At 67.0% G+C, this 23,634-nt stretch carries 22 protein-coding genes; 15 read left to right on the plus strand and 7 right to left on the minus strand.

Features of this window, described 5'->3' with window-relative positions; all coding sequences use genetic code 11:
• Nucleotides 1-54: 54 nt before the first annotated feature.
• The 9 genes from TF1_RS10145 to TF1_RS10185 all read left to right on the plus strand — a co-directional run bounded on the left by TF1_RS10145 (nucleotide 55) and on the right by TF1_RS10185 (nucleotide 9,333).
• Nucleotides 55-477: a Fur family transcriptional regulator gene (locus tag TF1_RS10145; protein WP_016188032.1), complete on the plus strand. Its 423-nt coding sequence runs from the start codon at nucleotides 55-57 to the stop codon at nucleotides 475-477.
• 885 nt (nucleotides 478-1,362) lie between these two features.
• The gene (locus tag TF1_RS10150; protein ID WP_011290593.1) at nucleotides 1,363-2,163 is read left to right on the plus strand and encodes a chaplin family protein; all 801 of its coding nucleotides are present in this window, start codon (nucleotides 1,363-1,365) and stop codon (nucleotides 2,161-2,163) included.
• A 190-nt stretch (nucleotides 2,164-2,353) separates the two neighbouring features.
• A complete protein-coding gene (locus tag TF1_RS10155) occupies nucleotides 2,354-4,375 on the plus strand; it encodes an endonuclease/exonuclease/phosphatase family protein (protein ID WP_061783843.1) in 2,022 nt (673 codons plus the stop codon).
• A gap of 55 nt (nucleotides 4,376-4,430) precedes the next feature.
• Nucleotides 4,431-5,228, plus strand: a complete 798-nt coding sequence (locus TF1_RS10160) for an SURF1 family cytochrome oxidase biogenesis protein (protein ID WP_276525619.1) — start codon at nucleotides 4,431-4,433, stop codon at nucleotides 5,226-5,228.
• Nucleotides 5,229-5,542: 314 nt separating this feature from the next.
• The gene (locus TF1_RS10165) at nucleotides 5,543-6,115 is read left to right on the plus strand and encodes a DoxX family membrane protein (protein WP_011290596.1); all 573 of its coding nucleotides are present in this window, start codon (nucleotides 5,543-5,545) and stop codon (nucleotides 6,113-6,115) included.
• A gap of 178 nt (nucleotides 6,116-6,293) precedes the next feature.
• Nucleotides 6,294-7,124, plus strand: a complete 831-nt coding sequence (locus TF1_RS10170) for a class I SAM-dependent methyltransferase (protein WP_011290597.1) — start codon at nucleotides 6,294-6,296, stop codon at nucleotides 7,122-7,124.
• An 81-nt stretch (nucleotides 7,125-7,205) separates the two neighbouring features.
• The gene (locus tag TF1_RS10175) at nucleotides 7,206-7,466 is read left to right on the plus strand and encodes an SHOCT domain-containing protein (RefSeq protein WP_011290598.1); all 261 of its coding nucleotides are present in this window, start codon (nucleotides 7,206-7,208) and stop codon (nucleotides 7,464-7,466) included.
• Nucleotides 7,467-7,505: 39 nt separating this feature from the next.
• Entirely contained in the window at nucleotides 7,506-7,745 is a 240-nt protein-coding gene (locus TF1_RS10180) for a hypothetical protein (RefSeq protein WP_016188034.1), read from the plus strand.
• Nucleotides 7,746-7,983: 238 nt separating this feature from the next.
• Nucleotides 7,984-9,333, plus strand: coding sequence for a pectate lyase family protein (locus tag TF1_RS10185; RefSeq protein WP_011290600.1), 1,350 nt, complete (start codon nucleotides 7,984-7,986; stop codon nucleotides 9,331-9,333).
• A 125-nt stretch (nucleotides 9,334-9,458) separates the two neighbouring features.
• On the opposite strand, the gene TF1_RS10190 is transcribed toward TF1_RS10185, so the two are convergent.
• Together TF1_RS10190 and TF1_RS10195 are read right to left on the minus strand one after the other, a co-directional pair.
• Nucleotides 9,459-10,145, minus strand: a complete 687-nt coding sequence (locus TF1_RS10190) for a class I SAM-dependent methyltransferase (protein WP_038043051.1) — start codon at nucleotides 10,143-10,145, stop codon at nucleotides 9,459-9,461.
• Between the two features lie 40 nt (nucleotides 10,146-10,185).
• Complete coding sequence (locus TF1_RS10195) at nucleotides 10,186-11,142, minus strand: alpha/beta hydrolase (RefSeq protein ID WP_061783844.1); 957 nt, start codon at nucleotides 11,140-11,142, stop codon at nucleotides 10,186-10,188.
• Between the two features lie 199 nt (nucleotides 11,143-11,341).
• Between TF1_RS10195 and purQ the strand changes: the two genes are divergently transcribed.
• The 3 genes from purQ to purL are packed head-to-tail and all read left to right on the plus strand — an operon-like array spanning nucleotide 11,342 to nucleotide 14,895.
• On the plus strand, nucleotides 11,342-12,049 hold the full coding sequence (gene purQ, locus TF1_RS10200; protein ID WP_011290603.1) for a phosphoribosylformylglycinamidine synthase subunit PurQ: 708 nt from the start codon (nucleotides 11,342-11,344) through the stop codon (nucleotides 12,047-12,049).
• Between the two features lie 33 nt (nucleotides 12,050-12,082).
• Nucleotides 12,083-12,565 (plus strand): hypothetical protein, encoded by a 483-nt coding sequence (locus TF1_RS10205; protein WP_061783845.1) that lies wholly within the window; start codon nucleotides 12,083-12,085, stop codon nucleotides 12,563-12,565.
• 32 nt (nucleotides 12,566-12,597) lie between these two features.
• A complete protein-coding gene (purL, locus tag TF1_RS10210; RefSeq protein WP_011290605.1) occupies nucleotides 12,598-14,895 on the plus strand; it encodes a phosphoribosylformylglycinamidine synthase subunit PurL in 2,298 nt (765 codons plus the stop codon).
• Between the two features lie 86 nt (nucleotides 14,896-14,981).
• On the opposite strand, the gene TF1_RS10215 is transcribed toward purL, so the two are convergent.
• Nucleotides 14,982-15,170, minus strand: a complete 189-nt coding sequence (locus tag TF1_RS10215) for a hypothetical protein (RefSeq protein ID WP_016188038.1) — start codon at nucleotides 15,168-15,170, stop codon at nucleotides 14,982-14,984.
• A 257-nt stretch (nucleotides 15,171-15,427) separates the two neighbouring features.
• On the opposite strand from TF1_RS10215, the gene TF1_RS10220 reads away from it, so the two are divergent.
• Nucleotides 15,428-16,522 carry a baeRF2 domain-containing protein gene (locus tag TF1_RS10220; RefSeq protein ID WP_227480979.1) on the plus strand — a complete coding sequence of 365 codons (1,095 nt, stop codon included), beginning with the start codon at nucleotides 15,428-15,430 and terminating at the stop codon, nucleotides 16,520-16,522.
• An 84-nt stretch (nucleotides 16,523-16,606) separates the two neighbouring features.
• Nucleotides 16,607-16,837, plus strand: coding sequence for a hypothetical protein (locus TF1_RS10225; protein WP_011290608.1), 231 nt, complete (start codon nucleotides 16,607-16,609; stop codon nucleotides 16,835-16,837).
• 454 nt (nucleotides 16,838-17,291) lie between these two features.
• Here TF1_RS10225 and TF1_RS10230 read toward each other — a convergent pair whose 3' ends face one another.
• The gene (locus TF1_RS10230; protein ID WP_011290609.1) at nucleotides 17,292-18,077 is read right to left on the minus strand and encodes an alpha/beta fold hydrolase; all 786 of its coding nucleotides are present in this window, start codon (nucleotides 18,075-18,077) and stop codon (nucleotides 17,292-17,294) included.
• A gap of 97 nt (nucleotides 18,078-18,174) precedes the next feature.
• Nucleotides 18,175-19,884 carry a serine/threonine-protein kinase gene (locus tag TF1_RS10235; protein ID WP_011290610.1) on the minus strand — a complete coding sequence of 570 codons (1,710 nt, stop codon included), beginning with the start codon at nucleotides 19,882-19,884 and terminating at the stop codon, nucleotides 18,175-18,177.
• Nucleotides 19,885-20,506: 622 nt separating this feature from the next.
• On the opposite strand from TF1_RS10235, the gene TF1_RS10240 reads away from it, so the two are divergent.
• Nucleotides 20,507-21,337, plus strand: a complete 831-nt coding sequence (locus TF1_RS10240) for an SURF1 family protein (protein ID WP_011290611.1) — start codon at nucleotides 20,507-20,509, stop codon at nucleotides 21,335-21,337.
• Here TF1_RS10240 and TF1_RS10245 read toward each other — a convergent pair.
• Nucleotides 21,307-21,732 carry a DUF3817 domain-containing protein gene (locus TF1_RS10245; protein WP_011290612.1) on the minus strand — a complete coding sequence of 142 codons (426 nt, stop codon included), beginning with the start codon at nucleotides 21,730-21,732 and terminating at the stop codon, nucleotides 21,307-21,309. The genes TF1_RS10240 and TF1_RS10245 overlap by 31 nt on opposite strands.
• A 160-nt stretch (nucleotides 21,733-21,892) precedes the next feature.
• Complete coding sequence (locus TF1_RS10250; protein WP_011290613.1) at nucleotides 21,893-23,434, minus strand: glycosyltransferase; 1,542 nt, start codon at nucleotides 23,432-23,434, stop codon at nucleotides 21,893-21,895.
• Nucleotides 23,435-23,634 lie beyond the last annotated feature (200 nt).

The following is a 23,634-nucleotide window of genomic DNA, read 5'->3' on the forward strand; positions in this document are numbered from 1 at the left end:
GATACGGTCGTTTTCTTGATCGATTCCAGATAACCTCTTCTTGGGGTGTAAGCCATGGACGACGCCGCTTCGCTGCGTGCTGCCGGGCTGCGGGTGACCGCCGCACGCCTGGCGATCCTTGACGCGGTCCGCCAGGGGAACCACCTGGACGCCGACCGCGTGGCGCGCGCTGTCCGAGAACGGGTCGGGCACGTGTCGACTCAGGCCGTCTACGACAGCCTGCACGCTCTCACCGCAGCCGGGCTGCTCCGCCGTATCGAACCTGCGGGATCCCCGGCACGGTATGAGACGCGGGTGGGCGACAACCACCACCACCTGGTCTGCCGTGCTTGCGGTGAGGTGACCGACATCGACTGCGTGGTGGGGGAAGCCCCGTGCTTGGCGCCGTCGCAAGCGCACGGTTACACCGTCGATGAGGCCGAAGTGGTCTTCTGGGGGATCTGCCCTTCCTGCAAGGCCAAGGAATCGGAGCACTGATCCGGCCTCTCGAGGTTCCGGAAACGGGACCGGCGGTGTCCGGGCGAAGCGTGCCTGGCGGTGTGCATACCGGGCGTCTCCGGGCAGGAGAGGTCCGACCACGTTCCGCGGGGCAGCGATGGGGTCCCTGCGACATCTGGTTCCTGGAAAGAAGCGGCGCAGCCTCTGCCTTCCCGGTGTCCCGGAGCGGGACCGGGGCTCTGAGCAGGAGACTGCATCCTCAGCCGTTCCGCCTGCTGCGACAGGAAGAGCCCTCCAGACAGCAAAAGATCCGGTCATCGGATGAATTGAGTCGACCGGTGGGACAGCACCTGACCGCGGAAGCAGAGCTCCGATCGAGGGGGATTCCGCCGTGCGGCCAATAGATCGTCCCGCTGACCTCTCTGCTGTGAGCGTTGCGGCGGAAAACTTCGGATATCAACCATAAATGTGGTTTTCTCTCATATTCTGCCGCGAATCAGGAGAATGCGGCTTTTTCCGATTCTTCCGGGTGCTGATCGCCTCTGTGTCGCAGATATGTGGTGTATCTGTTTTGTCCTTTTTCGTGGACTCTGTGCTGGTTGCGGGGATGCTCGCGGGGTGTGGCAACGTTTCCGGCTTTTTGAACGAAAAGCTGTCCGGGGAAACTCATGAGTTCTTCAAAAGGTCTCGCAGAAAGCCTCACGGAAGACCAATAAACTGCTAACGTTACGGTCTGTCAGCGGCCAAGGGTGGATCGCGGATATTTCTTATCGACCCGCCAATGGCCTATAAGGTCTCCCTCGCCGCTGAACACAGCACCAAGCTTTGGATGTCGAGCCGTGGTTCACCGATCCCGCTCACGGTGACTCTTTGTGCTCTGTCATTCGCTACGAGTAATAGTTAGCGAAAGGTCATACCGGAAACATGCGTAAAACCACGTTTGCCTCGGCTGCTGTACTTGCGGCCGGTTTGGCGGTCGGATTCGCCTCTCCCGCCTCTGCGGATCAGGCCGTCAGCGGCAACCAGATCATCATTCCGGTGGACGTCGCTCTCGACGTCTGTGGCAACACCGTTGCCGTACTCGGCGACGCCCAGGGCGCCTGCCAGTCGTTCGTCGACGCCCTGAAGTCGGCGTCCGGCGGAGCAGTCACGCTCCAGAGCAACCAGGGCGGCGGTCTCGCCAACGGCAACCAGATCGTGATCCCGGTGAATGTCGCCCTCAACGTCTGCGGCAACACCATCACCGCCCTCGGTGAGGCCAAGGGCACCTGCGACACCATCGTCGAAGCGTTGGAGGACGCCGCGGACGACGTGGTGAACAGCAGCGACGTCCCCTCCGACGGCTCTGGCGGCGGCCTTCTCAACGACAACAAGATCGCCGTTCCGATCGACGCCGACGTCGACGTCTGCGGGAACGCGGTCTCGGTCCTCGGCTCGGCCGAGTCCGACTGCCCGGAAGAGGACACCGCCGCCCCGAACAAACCCGCGGAGCCTGAGCAGCCCGGCGGCGGCAGCGAGCAGCCCAAGCCCGATGAGGGCGGCGAAAAGCCCGCCGCCGACGACAAGCCCGCGGAAGACGCCAAGCCCGCTCCCGCGGCTGAGGACACCCTGCCGGTGACCGGTGCGGCCCTCGGCGGCCTGGTTGCCGCTGCTGTCGCGGCTCTGGGCGGCGGCGGTGCGGCCATGTACTTCACGCGGCGGAAGCGGAACGCAAGCGAGAACTGATTCCCGTTCCTTTCCTGATTCCCACGTTCCGTGCCCCCGGCAGTCCTGCCGGGGGCACTTGCGTGTCTGAGAAGACAAAATTCACAGTTCCGAAGGAACTCGGAAAAGCTTGGATTTTTCAGTGATCTAAGACACAATCTCTCTGCTGGACGGGGGATAAGTCGGGGTTCTAAACAGAAGAAGGACTCTTATGGGCACTCCGAAGAGCCTCACTGACCGTGGATTCGTCCCTACAGCGACGATCGGAGCCGGAGTCTGGATTCTCCTCGACATACTCCGTGTGTGGTTGTCGTCACTAGTCATAGTTTTTGGCCAGGAAGGGACGACACCACTGCAGAACGTCGGGCTTTTCGTCCTCGTCTGGTTCCTCGCCCCGCTCCCCATCCTGCTGCTGCGCTTCCTCGTCACCCAGAAGACGGTGGAGCGCTCCGCCCAACTGCCAGTGGACGTGTGGTTCGCGGTCCTGCTCGTGGGGGCGCGGCTCGGGCTCCAAGGCCTCAGTGGGGAGCAGCTCCAGTTGTACGTGTCCTCCCTCGGGCTCGCTGTCGGGCTGACCTGGCTCGCCACGATCGTCGTGCGGATGCGCCGCTCCCTGCTGCGCGGTTTCGCGGCCGGCATCGCCTTGGCCACCCTCACCCACACCGCCCTGGGCACCTATGCGGTGGTGTGGCGCTCCGAGGTGCTCGGCTGGGTGCTGACCGCTGTGCAGCTCCTGCTCTTCGCCTGGGTGCTGGCCAGAACCTCCCGCGTGAGCCGGGACGACTTCGTTAAACAGGCCGCCGACTCCGTGCTGTGCTTCTTGCTGCCGCCCGCGCTGCTGGTCGTGGTGACCGTTACGGCCGCGCCGGCCCGCGCGGAAGCAGCGACTGGCTGGCCGGACGGGTGGGCCGCTGCCCTCGTCATGATGGCCGTGGCACTGGCGGCCGTGGTCGCGGGAGCTTCCTCCACCCCCGGCTCCACCCCGCTCCTCTCCGGGGCCGTGCTCGTCATCGCGGTCGGTGCAGCGATCTTCCCCACCACGACCGATGAGGGAGTCCCCGGGCTCCTCCCCTTCTACGCTCCCATCGCCCAAGCGGTAGGGGCGATCGCTCTCATCGCTGCGTTGAGCTGGGCGGACTGGCCGGGGGCGCGGGGCCGCCCCCCACGAGCCAACAACGCCAGCCTGGCCGTGTTCTTCGGCAGCCTCGTCTTCTACGCCGTCCTGCTGGGCATCTACGCGGGATACACCCTGGGCTACCCGACGGACGCCCTCGTCGTCGGGGTGGCACTGCTCATCGCTGTGGCGGCGGTCGTGCACGGACGGGCCAAAGACCGCGACTCCGGAAGCCGGGTCCGCCGGTCCGTGTTCTACCGGTGGCCGGGGGCGACGCTTGCCGCCAGCGCAGGAATCGTGGCCGCGATCCTGCCCCAGGTGGTGCCGCTCTATGCGACGACAGACCCCTTCTCCGACACCACGCGGACTCCCGCGGTCAACGAGCTGCGGGTGGTCGCCTACAACATACGGATGGGGTACGGCCTCGCCGGTACATACGACATCGAAGGGATCGCCGAGACCATCCAGCGCGCCCAGCCCGACGTGGTACTACTCAACGAAGTGGACCGGGGCTGGTTCCTCACCGGAGGCCAGGACACCCTCGGCACCCTCGCCCGAATGCTCGACATGCAGGCCGTGTTCGCCCCCTCCAACGGACAACTGTGGGGCGATGCCGTCCTGACCCGGCTGCCGATCGTGGAGACTGTCGGCTATCCGCTGCGCGGCTACGGTTCGACGACCGGAGCTCAAGCACTGGCCGTCGTGGTCAAATACGAAACCACGGAGATCGAGGTGATCGCCACCCATCTGCAGTCTCCGGGCACGGAAGAGGGCGAGGAGCCCAAAGAGCCGACCCTGCAGGCCGCGGACTTGGCTGACATCATCATCAAACGCCGCTCCGCGCATGGACGCCCCGTCATTGTGGGCGGTGACTTCAACTTCGAACGCAACGGCGCAGCCTGGCGGGAGATGGAGCGCGCCGGACTGTACGACGCGCTGTTCCGGGTGCGTCCCTCCCCCACCTTCCCTGCTGACGACCCCGACAAGGAGCTCGACCACATCTTTGCTACCGCAGGTCTCGTCCGGGAACAGGGCGCGGTGCTCCCCGCCTCCTACTCGGACCACGTAGCGGTGATGGCGGTGCTGCGGTTGGAGAGTCCCCTGGTGTACGGGACCTGAGCGAAGTGACCGGGGCGGTGCAGGGGACCGGCGACGATCCCCTAGCCTCGATGGTGTGCTTCGTGTCCTGATCTCGCCTCGGATGATGGCGTTCCACGTGCTGCTGCTCGTGGTGGTGCCCTCGTTCATCGCCCTGGGGCTGTGGCAGTACGAACGGGCCGAGACCAAAGCCGCGGTAGTCGAGCTGCAGGAGGCCAACCTTGCCGCCGACCCGGTCCCGATTGAGGAGCTGACCTCGGTCGGTGGCGAAGTCGCCCCCGAGGACCGCTGGCGGAGGGTCACGGTCACGGGCACCTACGACCCTGACCGGGAGCTCCTCGTACGCAACCGGAGCGGTTCCGGGGGGGTCGGGATGCACGTCCTCACCCCTTTGGTGACGGAGGACGGCACAGCGGTACTCGTCAACCGGGGATGGGTGGCGCAGCCGCCCACGGCGACCGAGAGCCCCGAGGTGCCGCCCGCTGCCCAGGGAGAAGTCACCGTGACGGGGCGGTTGCAAGTCTCGGAGACCCCGGAGAGCACCGGCATCCACTCCCGGGACGGGCTTCCCGAAGGGCAGATCATGCTCATCGACGTGCCCGCCATTGCCGCAGACCTCCCCTACGAGGTGTACGGGGGGTATGTGGAACTGGTCGAGGAGACCCCGGCTCCCGCAGCCGCGCCCGAACCGGTCGAAGTGACCAAGGTCAACACGGGGATGAACTTCTCCTATGCGGTCCAATGGTGGACGTTCACGGTGATCGCCGTTGGCGGATGGGTTTTCCTGGTCCGCCGTGAAGTCCAGGACGCGGCACAGAAATCGGAACCCGCCGAGCCGGACACCGTTTCTTCCACCACTCCGAACAAGGTGTGACAGAATTCACCTTGGCATGCAGGGCGCTCCCCGCGGAAAACCGGTGGAAAGCGAGGAGCGACCCCCTGTCCTATAGGACAAAGAATTCTGCATTAATGCAGGTCACAAGGGATTGAGTCCGGAAAGTTCCGGACAGGGGCAGAACCTTGAACTAGTCCGTAGTCATATCCCCGCAAAGACACCCTCAATCTATAAATACGTCGCTTTTTCTGGGACCTTCCGGCTTGCTCTCCCCTTACGGAAGACCCTGGAAGAAGATCGGCGTCAGGAGTTGTCTGGAAGTGGTTCCACAGGCACCGCGAAAGGGTGTTGCAATGCTGGAGGAGAAAACCACGGTCCGGACAGTTTCCCCGCACGCCGAAAGCGACCGCTCGTCGACGGACCCCCGGCCCATCGTGGCCCACCCGTGGGCCCGCGGAGTCCTCGCCGCTATCCGGCTGTCCATCGGGTGGATCTTCCTCTGGGCTTTCCTGGACAAACTGATCGGTCTGGGCTTCGCCACACCCGCAGAACGAGCATGGATCAACGGCGGCAGCCCCACCCACGGCTTTCTCACGAACGCAGTCTCGGGACCGTTCGCGGATGCCTACCGCGCCATTGCTGGTGCAGCCTGGGCTGACTTCCTCTTCATGCTCGGCCTCCTCGGGATCGGGGTGGCCCTTCTGCTGGGGATCGGGATGCGTATCGCGGCCGCAACAGGCGCCCTCCTGCTCTTCCTGATGTGGACCGCCGTGCTGCCTCCCGAAACCAACCCCTTCATGGACGACCACATCGTCATGGGGCTCACCGTGATCGCTCTCGCGTTGACGAACGCCGGCGACACCTTCGGACTCGGTGGCTGGTGGAGCAACCTGGGGATCGTGCGCCGTTTCCCCGTGCTCCGCTGACTCCGTCTTCCCCACGCTCCACACAGGAAAGAGGAGAAAGGGGGTGATGGCTCAGCGGGAGAGCGGGAGAACATCACCGGTCCGACCGGAATACCGGAAGGTCCATAACAGTGCCCGCAGGGGGCCGTACCCGCGGTACGGCCCCCACTCTCATGGGGCCTGCGGCAAGAATGAGGACATGATCGACGACGTGGAGCAGGCGACCGTCCACCGGGTTGCACGCCGCCCCCTCGGCCCGCAGGAGAGTGCCCGGGCCAGCCGGCTGTGGTGGGAGCGCGCCGCCGACGAATACCAGGCGGAGCACGGCAGTTTCCTCGGCGATGCCGAGTTCGTGTGGGGTCCCGAAGGGCTCACTGAACGGGAAGCGCAGTTGCTGGGGAACCCGGCGGATCTGGTGGGGCGGCGGGTCTTGGAAATCGGCTGCGGGGCAGGACAGTGCGGCCGGTGGCTGCGTGCCCAAGGGGTCGCCGAAGTCGTGGGGATTGACATGTCCGCCCGGCAGCTCCAGCATTCGCACCGCCTGGACAAGGCCACTGGGCACCGGCTGCCCGTGGTGCAGGCCGATGCGCAGTGGCTGCCGTTTGCCGACGCGTCATTCGACGTGGTCTGCTCCTCGTTTGGCGCTTTCCCGTTCATTCCGGATATCCGGACCGCGCTGGCGGAAGCGGCCCGGGTGCTGCGGCCGGGCGGGCGGCTGGCGTTCTCGGTCAGCCACCCGATCCGCTGGTGCTTTCCCGACAGTCCGGGGGAAGACGGACTGCAGGCCCGCGACTCCTATTTCGACCGCCGCCCCTATGTGGAGGAGGACGAGTACGGGCGCGCCCTGTACGTGGAAGCCCACCACACGATCGGCGACTGGGTGCGTGCCCTCGCCGACGCTGGACTGGTCATCCGCGACATCGTCGAACCGGAGTGGCCCGAGGACAACGACCAGGTCTGGGGCGGATGGAGTCCGCTGCGAGGCCGCATCATCCCCGGTACAGCGATTTTTGTGGCCGATCGCCCCTAGCGCTCTGCCGGTGTGTCGGCTGCGGCGGGCTGGGTAGCGGAAGGCTACGACCTGACTGCCCGCCGAAGGGAGCGGAGGGCAATGAACGGCATGGAATTCGGGCTCCTGCTGATGGCCCTGTTGGCCGTGATCATTCCGGTGGGGGTGATCATCACCGTCGTGGTGGTGCTCTGGCACGCGCAGCGGTCCGCGGAGCGGCAGGTCCGTTCACCAGAGTTCTGGGAGCGGAGGCGGTTGGAGAGCGATTCGCTGCTCCGGGACCTCGACCGGCAGCTCGCTGAGGGAGAGATCGACCGCGCAGAGTACGAGCAGCGCCGGGAGAAGTACCGGGCGGCGCGGTAGGTGCACCTCGGGGCCAGGCCGAAGCAGACAGGAGGAGGCATGGGGGTTATCCGCGCTGAACATGTGGCGGAGCTGCTGCGCTCGACTGATGCTGGAACGGTGCTCGTGGTCCGGGGCGGCGCTGCTGAGGTGGTGCCGCCGGACCGGAGGGACAGCCAGGGGTACCGGGGCGCACTCGAAGTGGTGAGCCGCGGGGAGTTGGACGAGCAGGCTGCCCGGCAGGATCCGGCTGCGCTCGCGCGCGGCTTCGACACGGCGGTGGCCGCTATGGGAGGTTGACTGTTCGCGCGGTCGCCCCTCCCCGGCAGCGGGGAGCGGCGCTCTCGGCCTTTGTGGTAAGGGCTTTCCCTTGAGAGGAAACCGGGTCTGCTGGAAAATCCCCTGGTTGTCGAGGTTTTCTGGAATTCTCTGATTGACATCGCGTAACTTATGTGACTAGTTTCACGTAAAGCGCTTTCCCGAGTTGCTTCCCCCATCACCGTTCACCGGCTGTGAGCCGGGTGACGAGGAGAGTTCTATGCGAAGAGCTGCCACCCTCGGCGTGGCCCTCGCGCTGCCGCTCACCCTGGCGGCACCCAGCAGCGCGTTGGCTCAGCCGCACCACCACGCCGGGGTCTCCCCCAAAGCCGAACAAGTCGCCCGCGAAGTGCTCGCCCCCAACGACGGCTGGGCCGCCTACGACGGCGGTACCACCGGCGGCGCTGCGGCCGACCCCGAACACGTCTACGTTGTCACGACCTACGCCGAACTGCGCGAGGCACTGGCCGGAGGCCGCACCAACGACACACCCAAGATCGTCTTCCTCAAGGGGCGCATCGACGCCAACACCGACGAGCACGGCAACCAGCTCACCTGCGACGACTACGCCGACCCGGAATACGACTTCGACGCCTACCTCGCTACCTACGACCCCGAAGTCTGGGGCTGGGACCAGGAACCGTCCGGCCCCCTCGAAGAAGCGCGGGAACGCTCCTACCGCAACCAGCGCGACCAGGTCGTCATCGAAGTCGGCTCCAACACGACCCTCATCGGCCTGGGCGACGACGCCACACTCGTCGGCGCCCAGGTCATGGTGGACAGCGTCGACAACGTGATCATCCGCAACATCATCTTCGAAACCGCCCAGGACTGCTTCCCCCAGTGGGATCCCACGGACGGCCCCGAAGGGAACTGGAACTCCGAATTCGACGGAGTCTCGGTCCGCCGCTCCACCCACGTGTGGATCGACCACAACGAGTTCAGCGACGGCGCAGTACTCGACCGTGACCTGCCCGAATACTTCGGCCGCGAATTCCAGGTCCACGACGGGCTCCTGGACATCACCCACGGGGCCGACCTGGTCACCGTCTCCTACAACGTGCTGCGCGACCACGACAAGACCATGCTCATCGGCAGCACCGACTCGCCAACCTACGACGTGGGCAAACTGCGGGTCACCCTGCACCACAACCGCTGGGAGAACGTGCTGCAGCGCGCTCCCCGGGTCCGCTACGGGCAGGTCCACGTGTACAACAACCACTACGTGATCCCTGCCACGCCCGAGGGCGAGAAGACCTACGAGTACTCGTGGGGGGTCGGCGTGGAATCCGCGCTGTACGCGGAGAACAACTACTTCGACATCGACCCGTCCGTCGACTTCTCCCAGGTCGTCGCCCACTGGAAGGGCACCCAGATGTACGAGAAGGGAAGCTACGCCAACGGCCGCTCCCGGCACCACCAGGTGAGCTTCCTCGACGAATACAACGCGGTCCACAGCCCGACCATCGAGAACAAGCAGACCTGGAGCCCTCCGCTCCACGGCCGGATCGACCCCACCCAGTCGGTGCCCGCCAAGGTGCAGAAAGCCGGGGTGGGCCACATCCTCTGACCAACCCTTCGGTGGCGTCTCCCGTCCCCCACGGAGCAGCCCGCTACCGCGGCTCTCACCCCAGCCCCGCCACTGCGGCGGGCTCCTCCGATGCGGTCCCGGCCCCGGGACCGCATCCCGCGTTTTCAGAGCGGTTTACGCAGGTGAAAGACGCACGCCGGGGGAATGTTCCGGTACACGTGCACCTGGTCCACCGCGTACCGGTTCACCCACTCCCGCACCTCCCAGCCGGACCGCACCCGGCGCAGATAGTCGTCGAGCGGAGAGACCACCGCTGTGACCTGCTTGAGGTACAGGTAGCTGAAGAAAGACACGTAGCCGCCGGGGCGGAGCACGCTGAAGTAGTACTCCATGATGGTGCGGACCTCGTCCGCGGTGAAGTTCGCAAACGGCAGCCCGGAGATGATCACGTCGAACTGGCGGTCGGTGCCCAGTTCAGTGACCAGTGTCGGGTGGATGGTGACGCGGTCGGCGATCGGCTGGAACACCGGATCGCTCTTGACCAGCCGGGTGAGGTGCTCGACGAACACCGGATTGGCTTCGACCAAGTCCACAGCGTCACCGGGGCGCATACGCGCCGCAATAGCCCGGGAGACGGGACCGGTACCGGGGCCTGCTTCCAGAATGCTCAACGACGACGCGGGATCGTTCCGCTGGGCAACGTAGCGGGCCAGCTCGCTGGCGAGTGCGGCACCGCTGGGAATGATGGCGCCCGTGGTGCGGAAAGTCTGCACCGCCTGCCGAAAAAAGAGTCCACCGTCCCGAATAAGCCTGGGCCATCGGAAGGGTCGGGGGTCATGGTTGGCTGCCATGGGGGGAACGCTACTGCGTCAAGAGGTAAGACGGGGTCAATCACCGCTGTGGCGGTTGCAGCGTGTCGCGCAGCAGCGCAATGACCGGAAGCTCTGCGTGGCGGCTCAGCGGCAGGAGCGGTCCCAGGCCGAACATGCCGTGCACACCCCCGTTGATCCGGACTGTGGTGGCGGGCACCCCGACGGCTGCCAACGCGCGCGCATAGGCTTCCGCCTCGTCGCGGAGCGGGTCGAACTCGGCGCTGACCACCAGGGCGGGCGCCGCACCAGACAGGTCCGCCGCACGGATCGGCGACGCCCGGAAGTCCGCGGCGTCCGCGGGATCCGCCAGATACTGTTCGACCACGTGCTGCATCGCCGCGGTGGTGAGGAAGCAGCCTTCGCCGTGGGCGATCCGGGAAGGGTACGGGGTGTCCGCGGTGACCGGGTAGCCGGTCAGGTCGATCACCGGGTAGATGAGCACTTGTGCAGCCAGCGGGGGGCCTCCGTCCCGGACCAGGAGAGCGACTGCCGCGGCGAGCCCGCCGCCCGCACTGTCGCCTACCACCGCCAGTCGCGCGGCATCCACCCCCAGTCGGGTAGCGTGCTCAGCCACCCAGCGGGTCGCGGTGAACGCGTCCTCGACCGCGGCCGGGAACCGGTGCTGCGGGGCCAGACGGTAGTCCACCGCGACCACGGCGGCCCTGCTTTCCGCGGCGAGCAGGCGCGCAATGTGGTCGTGCGTGTCGAGATTCCCGAAGACGTAGCCGCCGCCGTGGAAAAACACCGCGCACCCGGTGGCAGGATTGTCCGGCGCCGGATGGTAGAGCCGGGCCGGGATCCCGCCCGCGGGGGAGGGAATCGTAAGGTCACGCACGAGAGCCACGCCAGGGCCGACGATCCGGCGCTCCCGCAGCGAGGAGTGCAGCGAGGCGTCCGACACCCCTACCGCTTCCCCGGGCGGGGAGCCGGAGACGAGTTCGTCGATCAGCGCGCGGGTTTCCGGATCCAGCGGCATGGAATTCCCTTTCCTGGCGGGATTTCTGCCGGGGACTCCGCAGGCGACGCTCCCCGGGGAGGCCCGCCCCGCGGGGCTGCAAGCGGGGCAGCGCCACGACCACAGCCTCACACAGCGGGTAGTCTCATACAAGGTCGAGCTGTTCGGGACGAGACTCGGCCCAGCCTTGCTCCCATCGACGATTTCGGAGAGTGCCCATATGGCTGCCCCACGTGTGGGCGTCGTCACCTTCCCTGGTTCCCTTGACGACAGGGACGCTGCGCGCGCGGTGCGGATCGCCGGCGCAGAACCCGTCTCACTCTGGCACGGCGACGCCGACCTCAAAGGTGTCGACGCGGTCGTGCTGCCTGGCGGCTTCTCCTACGGCGACTATCTGCGCTGTGGGGCCATTGCCCGCTTCGCGCCGATCATGACCGAGATCGTGCCCGCTGCCCGCTCCGGCAACCTTCCGGTGCTGGGAATCTGCAACGGGTTCCAGATCCTGTGCGAAAGCCAGCTGCTGCCCGGCGCACTGACCCGCAACGCGTCACGGCACTTCATCTGCCGCGACCAGTTGATCAGGGTCGAGGCCGCGGACACCGTCTGGACCAACGGCTACTCGCCCGGCCAGGAACTCCTCATCCCGCTCAAAAGCGGGGAGGGCAACTATGTGGCCGACCCGGAGACCATCGCCGAACTGAAACGCGACAACCGCGTGGTGGTGCGGTACGTCGACTCCGCGCCCAACGGCTCCATGGACAACATCGCCGGAGTGACCAACGAGCACCGCAACGTGGTGGGGCTCATGCCGCACCCGGAACACGCTGTGGAGGCGCTCACCGGGCCCTCCACGGACGGTCTCGGCTTCTTCACCTCGCTCCTGGCCCACCTGACCGGTAGTACTCCGGTGCCCGAGACCGCTGGTTGAGCACGCCCGCAGGGCTCGGGGGATGATGTCTCGATGATGGCGCTGCTGCGCTCCAGAAGGGTCCAAGTCGGCCTGGCGGTAGCGGGGATCCTCGCGCTGCTGACCACGACAGCCGTCACCCTGCTGTACCGGCCGTGGACCTCCGACACCGCTCCCGTCGTGCCCGCAGCCGCACCGCCGCTGGAGGTGCTGGGGGCGGCCCCGGACGGCATCAGCTACACCGACCTCGGACAGCAGTGCACTCCGCAGGAGTGCTACCGCCCGGTCGGGGTCACCGCTGAAGGATTCGACGCCGAGGAGGCGATCGAGACGATCTACACGCACCTGAGCGACCAGGGGTGGGAACGCCTCCTGCCGGAAGGCGAGACCGACCCTGATGAGGTGCCCTACTCCCAATCGGCGCTCAGCAACGGCACGGTCCTGGTCCAGGGCAGCCTCGAGCCCTACGTCGAAGGCACCACGGCGGGTCTGCTCCTCGCCCACCGCGTGCCGCCGCCCCCGTCTCCGCAACGTTGATCCGCTCCACTTCCCGAACGGAAACAGCCCGTATGTCTGAAGAGCCCAGGTTCGATACTGTCGCCAAGGCCGCGGCCACCCCGGACCTCCCGCAGCCCTACACCGAACTCGGTATGAAGGACGAGGAGTACGCGCGGGTCCGGGAGATCCTCGGCCGCCGTCCCACCTCCGCCGAGTTGGCCATCTACTCGGTCATGTGGAGCGAGCACTGCTCCTACAAGAGTTCCAAAGTCCACCTCCGCCAGTTCGGGGAGAAAGCGCCCGACACCGACGTGCTGCTCGTCGGGATCGGCGAGAACGCGGGCGTGGTGGACGTCGGCGACGGCTACGCGGTCACCTTCAAGATCGAGTCGCACAACCACCCCTCCTACGTGGAGCCGCACCAGGGGGCGGCGACCGGTGTCGGCGGTATCGTGCGCGACATCCTCTCCATGGGTGCCCGCCCGGTCGCGGTGATGGACTCGCTGCGGTTCGGGCCCGCCGACGCCCCCGACACCCAGCGGGTGCTGCCCGGGGTTGTCTCCGGGATCTCCTCCTACGGCAACTGCCTGGGGCTTCCCAACATCGGCGGTGAGGTCGGCTTCGACGCGGGATACGCCAGCAACCCGCTGGTCAACGCCCTCTGCGTGGGCGTGCTCAAGCACGAGAACATCAAGCTCGCCCAGGCGTCCGGACCGGGCAACCACGTCGTGCTGTTCGGCGCGGCCACCGGCCCCGACGGTATCGGCGGCGCGTCCGTCCTCGCCAGCGCGAGCTTCGACGAGGAAAGCCAGGCCAAGCGGCCCAGTGTCCAGGTCGGCGACCCGTTCCTGGAGAAGCTCCTCATCGAATGCTGCATGGAGCTGTACGCCAAAGACCTCGTCGTCGGCATCCAGGACCTGGGTGCCGCGGGCGTGTCCTGCGCGACCACCGAACTCGCGGCGGGAGGCACCGGCGGCATGCGGATCGAACTGGACCGGGTCCCGCTCCGCGACCCTCGGCTCACCCCCGAGGAAATCCTGATGAGCGAGTCGCAGGAGCGGATGATGGCGATCGTCGAGCCCGACAAGCTCGACGAGTTCCTCGCCGTCTGCGCCAAGTGGGACATTCTCGCCAGCGTGATCGGCGAAGTGACCGACGTCACCCCAGAGGAAGAGGCGCGGGGTGGACGCCTCGTCATGACCTGGCGCGGGGAGACGATCGTGGACCTGCCGCCCCGGACCGCTGCCGACCAGGGGCCGGTGTACCACCGGCCGATTGAGCGGCCCGCCGACCAGGACGCCCTGCTCGCCGACGACCCTGCGGCACTGCCCCGCCCCAGCAGCGACGAAGAGCTCCGCGACCAGGTGCTGCGAGTGCTGGCCGCCCCCGGCATCTGCGACTCGAGCTGGATCACCGACCAGTACGACCGGTACGTGATGGGGAACACGGTCCTGGCCATGCCGCACGACAGCGGCATGATCCGGATCGCCGAGGACACCGACCGTGGGGTGGCGCTGGCCACCGACGGCAACGGCCGCTACACCCGTCTCGACCCCTACGTCGGTACCCAGCTCGCCTACGCCGAGGCGTACCGCAACGTCGCGGCCACGGGGGCCCGCCCTCTCGCCGTCACCAACTGCCTCAACTTCGGCTCTCCTGAGGACCCGGGGGTGATGTGGCAGTTCGCCGAAGCTACCCGCGGCCTGGCGGACGCCTGTCAGGCGCTCGGCACTCCGGTGACCGGCGGCAACGTCAGCTTCTACAACCAGACCGGGAGCACCGCGATCAACCCCACTCCGGTGATCGGCGTGCTCGGGGTCATCGACGACGTTCACAAGCGGGTGACCAGCGCATTCAGCGCTGAAGGCGAGAGTGTGGTCTTCCTGCTCGGCGAGACCCGGCTGGAACTGGGCGGTTCGGCATGGGCGGATGTCATCCACGGGCACCTGGGCGGCCGCCCGCCCCAGATCGACCTCGACGCTGAGGCGGCCCTCGGCCGGGTGCTCATCGACGGCGCCGCAGCGGAACTGCTGGTTTCGGCGCACGACCTTTCCGACGGCGGGCTCGCGGTGGCGCTCGCCGAGTCCTGCCTGCGCGGCGGCGTCGGCTGCGAAGTCGACCTCGGCGATGACGCGTTCACCGCACTGTTCAGCGAATCCGCGGCGCGCGCCGTGGTGAGTGTGCGGCCCGAGCACGAGACCGCCCTGGTGGACCTGTGCGCCAAGCACGGGGTTCCGGTCAGGAGGCTGGGTACTGTCGGTGGGTCCGCGCTGACCATGGTCCACCGCACCGGGCGGATCAGCATTGAGGTGGCCGAGCTGCGCGACGCGTACGAGTCGACGCTGCCCGCGCTCTTCGGGAACAAGTAGTTTGTGGTACGGCCCGGCCCCGCCGAGTTGGGGCCGGGCCAAGCCTGCGGTCGGGGATCGTGCGGGGGTGCAGACCGGGCAGCGGCTTATTCGCTCCGCTGCCTGCGCTGGATTGCCTCACGGTCGGTGGCCGGGATTCCCTCGTCATCAACCAAAGGCTCCGGTTCGCGGTCTTCGTGGGCCCGGGTCGGGCCGCCGCTTTTGAGTGCCCCCTCGATCTCGTGTTTGAGGCTCTCGTCGAGTCGGGGACCGTGTTTATCGCTGCCGCGCTCCATGAGGGGTGTCTCCCTTCCACCTCCTGAACCGGCTGGATCCTTCGCACTACCCGACCATCCGGTCAGGAAACGCGTTCCACGCCCCAGAAGTCCCGCAATGCACCGGCGCGAACCGGGCGGACCGCGGGCTTTTTCCCCAGCCCTGCGCATGCTCCTTCCCGAGTCGGGCAGCGGAACCGGACAAGGTTGACCACCGAGTTCGGAGGGGGTGAGCGGGCCGCCGATCAACAGGCCCGCGGCGCATGCATCTGGGTTTCTTGCGACCGTTGTACGAGACGACCGCTCCGGTGGCCTCGGTCTACCTGGACACCACTCGGACCACAGAGAGCGCCTTCAAAGAGATCGAGCTGCGCTGGCGTGCCGCCCGGGAGCGCCTCGCCGAGCAGGGGGCCGATGAGGCGACCCTGCAAGCGTTGGACGAAGTGGCGGAGGGAGAACCCGGTGTTCCCGGCCCGCAGGGGGAGGCACTGTTCGCCGCAGAGGGAAGAGTGCTGGGCGCGTTCACCCTGTCCCGGCCGCCGCTGCGGGACAGCGCGGTCTGGTGGCCGGTCGCTTACCCTCTCGGCGTGGTCATCGACCGCAACCACCAGATCCCCTATGTGACGGTGGCGGCGGACCGGGAAGGGGCTGATGTGTCCGCCTACACCGCTGCCCAGCACAAACCCGAGTTCCAGCGGAGTTTCTCCGGCAGCACCCTGCACATCCAGAAGGTGCGGGTCGGCGGGTGGACGCACAAGCACTACCAGCGCCGCTCGGAGAACCTGTGGGACGCCAACGCCCAAGAAGTGGCCAAAGACGTGGAGGATACGGCTGCCCATGTGGGCGCCGAGGTCGTGTTCGTCGGCGGAGACGAGCGGGCGATCGGCAAGCTCCGTGACCACTTGAGCGAACGGGTGCGCGACATCCTCGTGGAGCATCCCGGCGGGGGACGGCACGATCCGGCGGCGCTGGCCAGTCTGCGGGAGGCCGCAGACGGTGTGGTGGACTGCGTGGTGGCCGAGACCAGGAAGCGGGAACGTGCCGAGTTCACTACGGCGCTGAGCCGGGGTGAGGGGGCGACCCAGGGGATCGCGGCTGCCGCGGAAGCCCTGCGCCGCGCCCAAGTGAAGACGCTGCTCCTGGCAGCGGACTTGGGGAAGGAGCCGTGGATTTGGGGCTCCCGCACCGATCCGCTGGAAGTGTCGGTGGACCGGGAGTCGCTGAGCGACCCCGAGAACGCGATCCAGGCGCCGGCCAGTGCCCTGCTCCTGCGGGCGGCTGCCTACACCGATGCCGAGTTCGTAGAGTTGACGGACAACAGCGCTGCGGAGGGCGTCGGGGCCATCCTGCGGTACACCACAGCAGTGCGGTAGCCGCTGGGCGGACGTCGTCATAGCCGTCGTTCTGCCCTCCGAGGGAAGACCGTTGCGAGGCTACGACCGTCGGTGGAGGGGAGTATGCGACGCGGAAGTCTCAAAGGGCCGTTGGGAAGTCACGACCGGCCGGCGAGCGCGCTGACGTTCCGCCTGGTCCTCGCTGTCTTCGGTGCAGTGGTGCTCCTGGTGGGAGCGGTGCTCGCCGCGGTGTGGGCGGACTCCGTGCCGTTGGCGGTCGTTTTGGGTGCGGGTTTCCTCGCGGCGTGTCTGAACGTCTACTGGGTGAGTCGCCGCCGCCGCTACGAGCGGTGATGCCGGCGACCGCGGTGGGGGCGGCGTGGCGCGGTCCGCGGCAGGGGCGGAGCGCCCGCCCGCGGTTCCCCGCTGACGCATTCCGCTGTTGAAGGTTGGAAAAGCGGCCGCCGCGGCGAAAACCCCGGACGCGTGTTTTGCGGGAAGAGAAGGAAATTCTTCAGCGGGCGGCCGCGAGCAACTGAAGATGTTTCCGAGGTTTTTGTGCCGGGGCAGATATTCCGGACCGCTGTCGCAGAAGACCCGGTGGTGTGCTTTCCGGGTAGTCCCGGAAATAAAAAAGGGGATGTGCGTCTATCCCCGAAGGCGTGAATTTTCTGGATTCGGAATGGCGGGCCTGGCGGCACAGGCCAGCGGACGGCCTTTTGACCTCCGGAACGGGTAGGCGCAGAGCTGCCGCCACGGCAGGGCCGCCGGTGTGAGACGGGGCGTCGTCTCTATTGCGGTACCGCAGTCAAGGCCAGTGGACCGAGAGCGGGTCCAGGTGCTGGAGCAGCAGCTCGTTGACGACGTCGGAGCGTTCCACGTTGACGAGGTGAGCGGCACCGCTGACGACCTCAAAGCGGGCGTGGGGGAGGAGGGCTGCGAGCCTGCGGCCGTGACCCGGCGGGGTCTGCGGGTCGTGGGCGCCCGCGATCACCACGGTGGGTGCGTGGACTAGCCGCGCCAGCGGTCGGTGGTCCAAGGCGGCGATGGCGTCACAGCACCCGGCGTAGCCTTCCGGCGAGATCTTCTCGAATTCTTCGGTGAACCGGGTGACAATGTCGGGCCGCCGCTCGCAGAAACCAGGCGTGAACCAGGAGCGGGTGACCTCGTCGATCACTGAGGAGATCCCGAAGTGGCGTACCCGGTCGCCGATGTCGCGCCAACGGGGCAGCGGGGGCGCCCACGCCGTGGTGGAGACCAATGCCAGCCGGGAGACCCGGGAAGGGTTCGTGGCAGCCACCCACAGCGCCACCATCGCCCCCAAACCGATCCCGATGAACGACACCTGCTCCAGGTCACACTCGTCGAGGAGGGTCAGCAGGTCGCCGCCGAGCTCCTGCATGGAATAGGGGCCGGGAGGAGCGGGAGACGAGCCGTGGCCGCGGTGGTTGACACGGAGTACCCGCAAGCGGCGGGTGAGCTCCGGCATCTGCGGCTCCCACATCGACCACTTCGTGCCGAGGGTGGGGACCAGCACCACCACCGGTGCGGTCCGCGGTCCGTCGAAGCGGTGCTGAAGGGGGACAACGGCCATCTGGGACCTCCTGGGACAGCGAGCCAAAGCCTACCGGCATTCCCTTGAGCCGTAGGGCATTTTCCGGGTGCGTCCGGCACGGAGCAGGCCGTTCCGGTCATGGAGCGGCCGGCGAGACAGCCACTCGGCCTACGCCGGCCCCGCCTTCTCCGCTTCCCCCGGGCCCGCCGGTGCCCGGCTGCTCGCCCCCTTCGGAACCGCCTTCCTCAGCACCGCCTCCGTGGGGCTGTCCGGGAGCCTCCTCCCCGGCGGGGGGACTGTGCCAGGGGCCTTCCCCGGGAATGGTGGGGTTGAGGTGCGGCTCTTCCATGGGGTCGGTCTGGGACATGTCGTCGTACGGCAGGGACGGGTAGAGCTCTCCGCCGGGGTAGCCGGTGTCGCTGCTCGTGGGGGTGTCGGGGTCGATCGCGGACGGGGAAGGGACGGAGTCGTCGATGCCGTCCTGTGCCGGGGTGTCGCGGCGGGTGCCGTCCACCGGGGTGGCTTCGGGGGACTGCCCGTTGGGGGAGAGCAGGAACGTGTCGATGAGGAACCAGCCGCCGGCCAGGACGATGATGAGGATCCCCGCGGCCACAAGCCAGGACAGGACGGTTTTCCGCTCGCGTGTGGAACGCGGGGGCAGCGGCTGGTGGCCGGGACCGGCACTCCGGCGCGGCGGGCCCTCCCCGGGAGAGGAGGCGGTTGGCTGCTTGTTCTCTCCCGTGTTGACGAGGGCGGCGAGTCCGCTCGTGGTACGCAGCGGGCCGCTCGGGGGACTGCTGGCGGGGGCCTCGTCGGCGGGGCGGTTCGCGGCGAGCGCGGCCAGGCCGCTCACCGGCGTGCGGGACTCCGGGGCGGGGGTGTCTTCGGCCGCGGGCATCACCGCGGTGGGGGCGGGTTCTGGGGCCTGGTCGCCGATGGGGATCGGCAGTGCAGCGGTCGCCGCGATCTGCGTCTGCTCGTTGAGGGCCGCGGTGTACCCGTTTTCCAGGACTTCTTCGACCGGCACCTGGGGGAGTGTCGCCGGGTCGTGGCCGACGAGGACACCGAGGACCTGCACCGCGGTGGGGCGGCGCTCCGGCTCTTTGGCGAGGCAGGCCTCCAGGAGCGGCCGGAGCCGCTCGTCCACTCCGTCGAGGCGGGGCGGCTGGTGGAGGACCCGGTTGATGATCGCGGGCAGGGTTTCGTCGTGGAAGGGCGACTGTCCGGTGGCGGCGAACACCATGACCCCGGCCCAGGCGAAGATGTCCACGGCCGGGGTGAGTTCGCGTCCTTCCACCTGTTCCGGGGCCATGTAGGCGGGGGTGCCGACGATGGAGTCGGTCGCGGTCACCGTGGCCTCGGAGTGCCGGGCGATCCCGAAGTCGATCACCCTGGGGCCGTCCGGTCCCAGCAGGACGTTGGCCGGTTTGAAGTCGCGGTGGATCACGCCTGCCTGGTGGATCGCCACGAGGGCGGTGGCGGTGGAGATAGCGAGCCGGTCGAGCGCGGCCCCGGTCCGCGGCCCGTCACGGAGCACGGCGTCGCGGAGCGACGGGCCTTCGATGTACTCGCTGACGATGTAGGGCGGGTCCGCGTTGATGTCGGAGTCCAAAAGCGCCGCGGTGCAGAAGGGGGCGACTTTGGAGGCCGCTTCGATCTCTTTGGCGAACCTGCTGCGCGCTCGGCTGTTGGAGGCCCAGGAGGTCTCCATGACTTTGACGGCGACGCGGGTGCCGTCGGGAGCTTTGCCGAGGTACACCACGCCTTGGCCGCCCTTGCCGATACGGGCAACAAGGTCGTAATCCCCGACCCGAGTGGGGTCCTCAGGCCGTAGCGGACTTGTCATACGACTGTTCTCTCCCTCCACTCCGCCGGGCACTGGATGGCTCCAAACCGCGTCATGTCGGGAACCGTCCGGGAATGAGCGGGCAGGCTAGGTGAATGGCCACTGGAACGATCATGCTCCATCAGCGAACCACACCGTGGGCGGTTCCGCCAGAGCACATTCCCGTTCCCTGGAACGTGACGCACCTACAGGAACAGATGAACGAAATCACAGAAGAGTTGGTTCTGTCGAAAAGACCGAAAACCCTTTTTCGGGCATTGGCTGACAACACGAAAGAGTCGGTCATCAGGAAAAGGAGAGCGAGATCACGGGGTCCAGTGGCGAGGGCAGCGCAAAGGCCGCCCCCGTGTCCCCCCTCAAAGCACGGAGGCGGCCTTCGCTAGGGAACGGCCGCCGACTCCTCCCCCCAGAAGCCGGCGACCTTCGGAATGGCCTACGTCACGGGAGGCCGTGGTTCTCTCCCGTGGTGATATCCAGAGTACCCATGCTCATCTGCTGAAACAACCGTGAGTCACTGATGAACACTTAAAGTGATGGCTATTCGTTCCTTTGCGCACAGTCAACTCCCGCCGTGCCGCGGGGGTGCTGAGCGGCCGCGCAGCAGCGCGCATAGCCTGGAAGCGTGCGTGTCCCACTCCTTCTGCGACCCCGCTGGCTCGGTATCCACCTGCTCGCGCTCCTCGCGGTGCTCACCTGCACCCTGTTCGGCTACTGGCAGTACGAACGGGCGCAGCGGCCGGACCGTGAGACGGTGACCAACCCGGTTGCGGATCTTGCCGCGGCGGTGGATATCAGCACGCTGCTCCGCCCCGGCGAGTACATGCCTCAGGACCTCGCTAACGAGGCCGTGGTCGTGACGGGGACCTACGACGCCGAGCACCAGTTGCTCTCCCCGGCGCTGTCCCCGGACGGCGCTGAAGGGTACTCCGTGGTGATTCCGCTGGTGACCGAGGACGGCGTCGCGGTAGCGGTGAACCGGGGGTGGATCCCCCTCGACGCCGCCGACGAGGTTCCTCCCCCGCCGGACGGCGAGGTCACGGTCCGCGGCTGGCTCCAGTTGCCGCAGGACGAGGCGTCACGCGGCTATTCGGCGATCCTCCCGGAGGGGCAGATCGCGCGGATCTCCTCCGCCCTGCTGGTCAACGAGTGGCCTTACCAGCTCTATGAGGGGTACGTCACGCTAGGGGAGCAGAGTCCGCCGACGCCCGCCGGAGCGGGGAGTGCGTTGGAAGAGTTCCCGCCGCCGGACCCGCCACAGGGGATCGTGTGGAACTTCCGGAACCTCAGCTATGCCGCCCAGTGGTGGGTGTTCGGGCTGGCCGCCATCGTGTTCTGGGTCTCCCTGATGCGGCGGGAGCTGGACGACCACCGGAAGGCGCGGCAGGACGGCGGTGCGGCGGCCGAGGGCCCTGCCGAACCGGCTCAGCCGTCGGCGGAGATGGTCGCCGACTGAGCGGCACCGGACGTCTGCTCTTCCGCGTCGATCGCGGCCTGCTCCTCGGCTGCGATCTTGCGTTCCACGAAGAATCCCACGACCGGGATCGTGCCGGACAGCATGACCCCGACGGTCCGGAGCGCGTTCCACCGGCGCTTGAGCGCCAGCCACAGCACGGACAGCACGAACACCATGTAGATGTAGCCGTGCGGGATCGCGATGTACATCATCAGCGGAGTCTCCGCACCGAACCACTGCTCCAAGCCGGCGGGGGCGGGAACCACGGAGAACTGGGCGGTCTCCCCGACGAGGTATTTGGCGGGCATCGCCACGAACGTCAACAGCAGCAGCCACGTCGAAGTGACGTAGGCCAGGACACGGTAGACCGTGAGAGGAAGACGCTTGTTCTCCACTTGGGCACCTCGGCTTCGACCTCGTGATCGGACCCGGTTGTCCGGCGGCACCGCCCAGGAGGCCGCCGGACAACCGGGCCCGTGTTCTCCGCTTCCTCTTTGAGACTAAGCGCTGTGCTGGACGCCCGTGACCCGGGTCGGGATGCCGGCTGTGCCGTGGTCACGGCGTCTTGACCGGCATACGGGTGGGGCTCTTCCACCGGCCGTCGGACTTGGTCGTCCACGCTTGCGGAATGGTGATGAGCATCAGGTAGGAGTCGAGCAGCCGCAGCGGCAGGTAGAACAGGCCGTAGAACAGGTAGCTCGGCCGACGGCGGATCATCGCGACGACGCAGGTGAGGATGTAGTCCGGCACGAAGAGGCCGACCGCCACCGTGCTCAGCGGCAGGACCGAGGTCACCGCGGCGTAGCCTGCGGCGTACCACTCCACGACGAGCACTTCCTCCCCGAACAGGGCCGGAGGAAGCACGAACACGAAGATCAGCGCGGTCAGCAGGAGCAGGGCCGCGACCAGAACGATCTCCAGGATGTAGAAGAACAGCGAGAACCAGAAGAGGCTCGGCCAAATACCGTGACGCCGCACGGTCTGCCAGAAGCCGAGGCTCCACCGCCGCACCTGGCTCTTGTAGTCGCTTAGCGTGAAGGGGTCCTGGGAGTAGGCCTTGGTGTCGGGACGCATCGAGATGCGGCCCAGCTTCTTGTGGTGCACCTCGAAGGTCATGTTGAAGTCTTCGATGACGAGGCCCTCGGGGTTGATATCCAGGTGCTTCAGGACACTGGTGCGGTAGGTGCTGGCAAACCCGGGGACGATGAAGGTGACGCTGGTGAATCGCCAGGTCTGGCCGAACCGGAGCATGTACTGCATCAGCCAGTAGAGCCGGTCGCGGTAGGCGGCGATCAGGCGGCCGATGACGGTGCGCTGCTGCGGCTTCCACTCGGCGACAACGAATCCGGCGACAGCGGCGACCGTGGGGTCCCGCAACTGGTCGCGGACGCCTTTGACGTAGTTCTCGTCGAGCTCGGTGTCGGCGTCGAGGATGACGACACCGTCGTAGTTGTCGATGAGGTCGAATTCCTGAATGACCGCTTCGATCGCGCCCGCCTTACCGCGGTTGGTCAGCAGTTCCAAGACGTTGACACCGGTCTGGGCGGCGATTTCGGCGGTGGCGTCGCTCGAACTGTCCGACACCACGTAGATGTCCCAGCGGTCGAAGAGTCGAAGGGCGGAACGGATAGCGCCGTCGATGACGGGTTCTTCGTTGTGCGCCGGGATGATGACCGCGAGCGAAATGGTCTCCGGGTCGGTGTTGACTTTGGGGATCTCGAATTCCCCGGTGTCCGGGTTGAGCACCGGGGTGGGAGTGCGGCGGGCGCGCCGCGCACCGCTTCGGGACCGGGCGGCGAAGGTGACCCGCTTGTCTTCGTCCCGGATCCGAGCCTTCGCACGGCGTGGAAGCTCCCGGCGGGAGCCGAAGGGATCGCGGCCGAGTAGTTTATGGATCCATTCATCGATCAGTCTGATCAGGCCGATCAGCGACCAGACCATGAGGTTGAGGCCTACCCCGATGATCAGCAGGAAGGCAACCGGGGTGTCGTTACCGGAGCCGAGGACGAACCTGAGCCACAGCATGAAGAGAAGTGCTGCGGTTGCCAACGAGAGCAGGCCCGCCAACCAGCTCCCGATGAAACGGGCAGTGCGCACTAGGGACCTCCGCAGAGTGTTGGGGTGACAGCGGGTGGCATAAAACTACCGTTAGATGGACGTTTCAACGGCACGGTGAGTTGTCCTGGGGCGATCAACGAAAACCGGATTACGAAAAATTGTGTATGTGGATCGACCGCAAGTCTGCACCATTGCTTTGGTAATCCGGGAGCACCGCCTCACCGTATGGATTGTTCCGA

Source organism: Thermobifida fusca NBRC 14071 = JCM 3263 (genome assembly GCF_001592045.1).
Lineage (GTDB): Bacteria > Actinomycetota > Actinomycetes > Streptosporangiales > Streptosporangiaceae > Thermobifida > Thermobifida fusca.

Bases quoted from the DNA above. Each gene is read 5' to 3' on its own strand.
- TF1_RS10215 (WP_016188038.1), bottom strand. From the start codon at position 15,170: ATGGAGCGCGGCAGCGATAAACACGGTCCCCGACTCGACGAGAGCCTC.
- TF1_RS10190 (WP_038043051.1), bottom strand. From the start codon at position 10,145: ATGGCAGCCAACCATGACCCCCGACCCTTCCGATGGCCCAGGCTTATT.
- TF1_RS10175 (WP_011290598.1), top strand. From the start codon at position 7,206: ATGAACGGCATGGAATTCGGGCTCCTGCTGATGGCCCTGTTGGCCGTG.
- TF1_RS10155 (WP_061783843.1), top strand. From the start codon at position 2,354: ATGGGCACTCCGAAGAGCCTCACTGACCGTGGATTCGTCCCTACAGCG.
- TF1_RS10235 (WP_011290610.1), bottom strand. From the start codon at position 19,884: ATGACAAGTCCGCTACGGCCTGAGGACCCCACTCGGGTCGGGGATTAC.
- TF1_RS10225 (WP_011290608.1), top strand. From the start codon at position 16,607: ATGCGACGCGGAAGTCTCAAAGGGCCGTTGGGAAGTCACGACCGGCCG.
- TF1_RS10185 (WP_011290600.1), top strand. From the start codon at position 7,984: ATGCGAAGAGCTGCCACCCTCGGCGTGGCCCTCGCGCTGCCGCTCACC.
- TF1_RS10205 (WP_061783845.1), top strand. From the start codon at position 12,083: ATGATGGCGCTGCTGCGCTCCAGAAGGGTCCAAGTCGGCCTGGCGGTA.
- TF1_RS10195 (WP_061783844.1), bottom strand. From the start codon at position 11,142: ATGCCGCTGGATCCGGAAACCCGCGCGCTGATCGACGAACTCGTCTCC.
- TF1_RS10180 (WP_016188034.1), top strand. From the start codon at position 7,506: ATGGGGGTTATCCGCGCTGAACATGTGGCGGAGCTGCTGCGCTCGACT.
- TF1_RS10165 (WP_011290596.1), top strand. From the start codon at position 5,543: ATGCTGGAGGAGAAAACCACGGTCCGGACAGTTTCCCCGCACGCCGAA.
- TF1_RS10170 (WP_011290597.1), top strand. From the start codon at position 6,294: ATGATCGACGACGTGGAGCAGGCGACCGTCCACCGGGTTGCACGCCGC.
- TF1_RS10230 (WP_011290609.1), bottom strand. From the start codon at position 18,077: ATGGCCGTTGTCCCCCTTCAGCACCGCTTCGACGGACCGCGGACCGCA.
- purQ (WP_011290603.1), top strand. From the start codon at position 11,342: ATGGCTGCCCCACGTGTGGGCGTCGTCACCTTCCCTGGTTCCCTTGAC.
- TF1_RS10150 (WP_011290593.1), top strand. From the start codon at position 1,363: ATGCGTAAAACCACGTTTGCCTCGGCTGCTGTACTTGCGGCCGGTTTG.
- TF1_RS10145 (WP_016188032.1), top strand. From the start codon at position 55: ATGGACGACGCCGCTTCGCTGCGTGCTGCCGGGCTGCGGGTGACCGCC.
- purL (WP_011290605.1), top strand. From the start codon at position 12,598: ATGTCTGAAGAGCCCAGGTTCGATACTGTCGCCAAGGCCGCGGCCACC.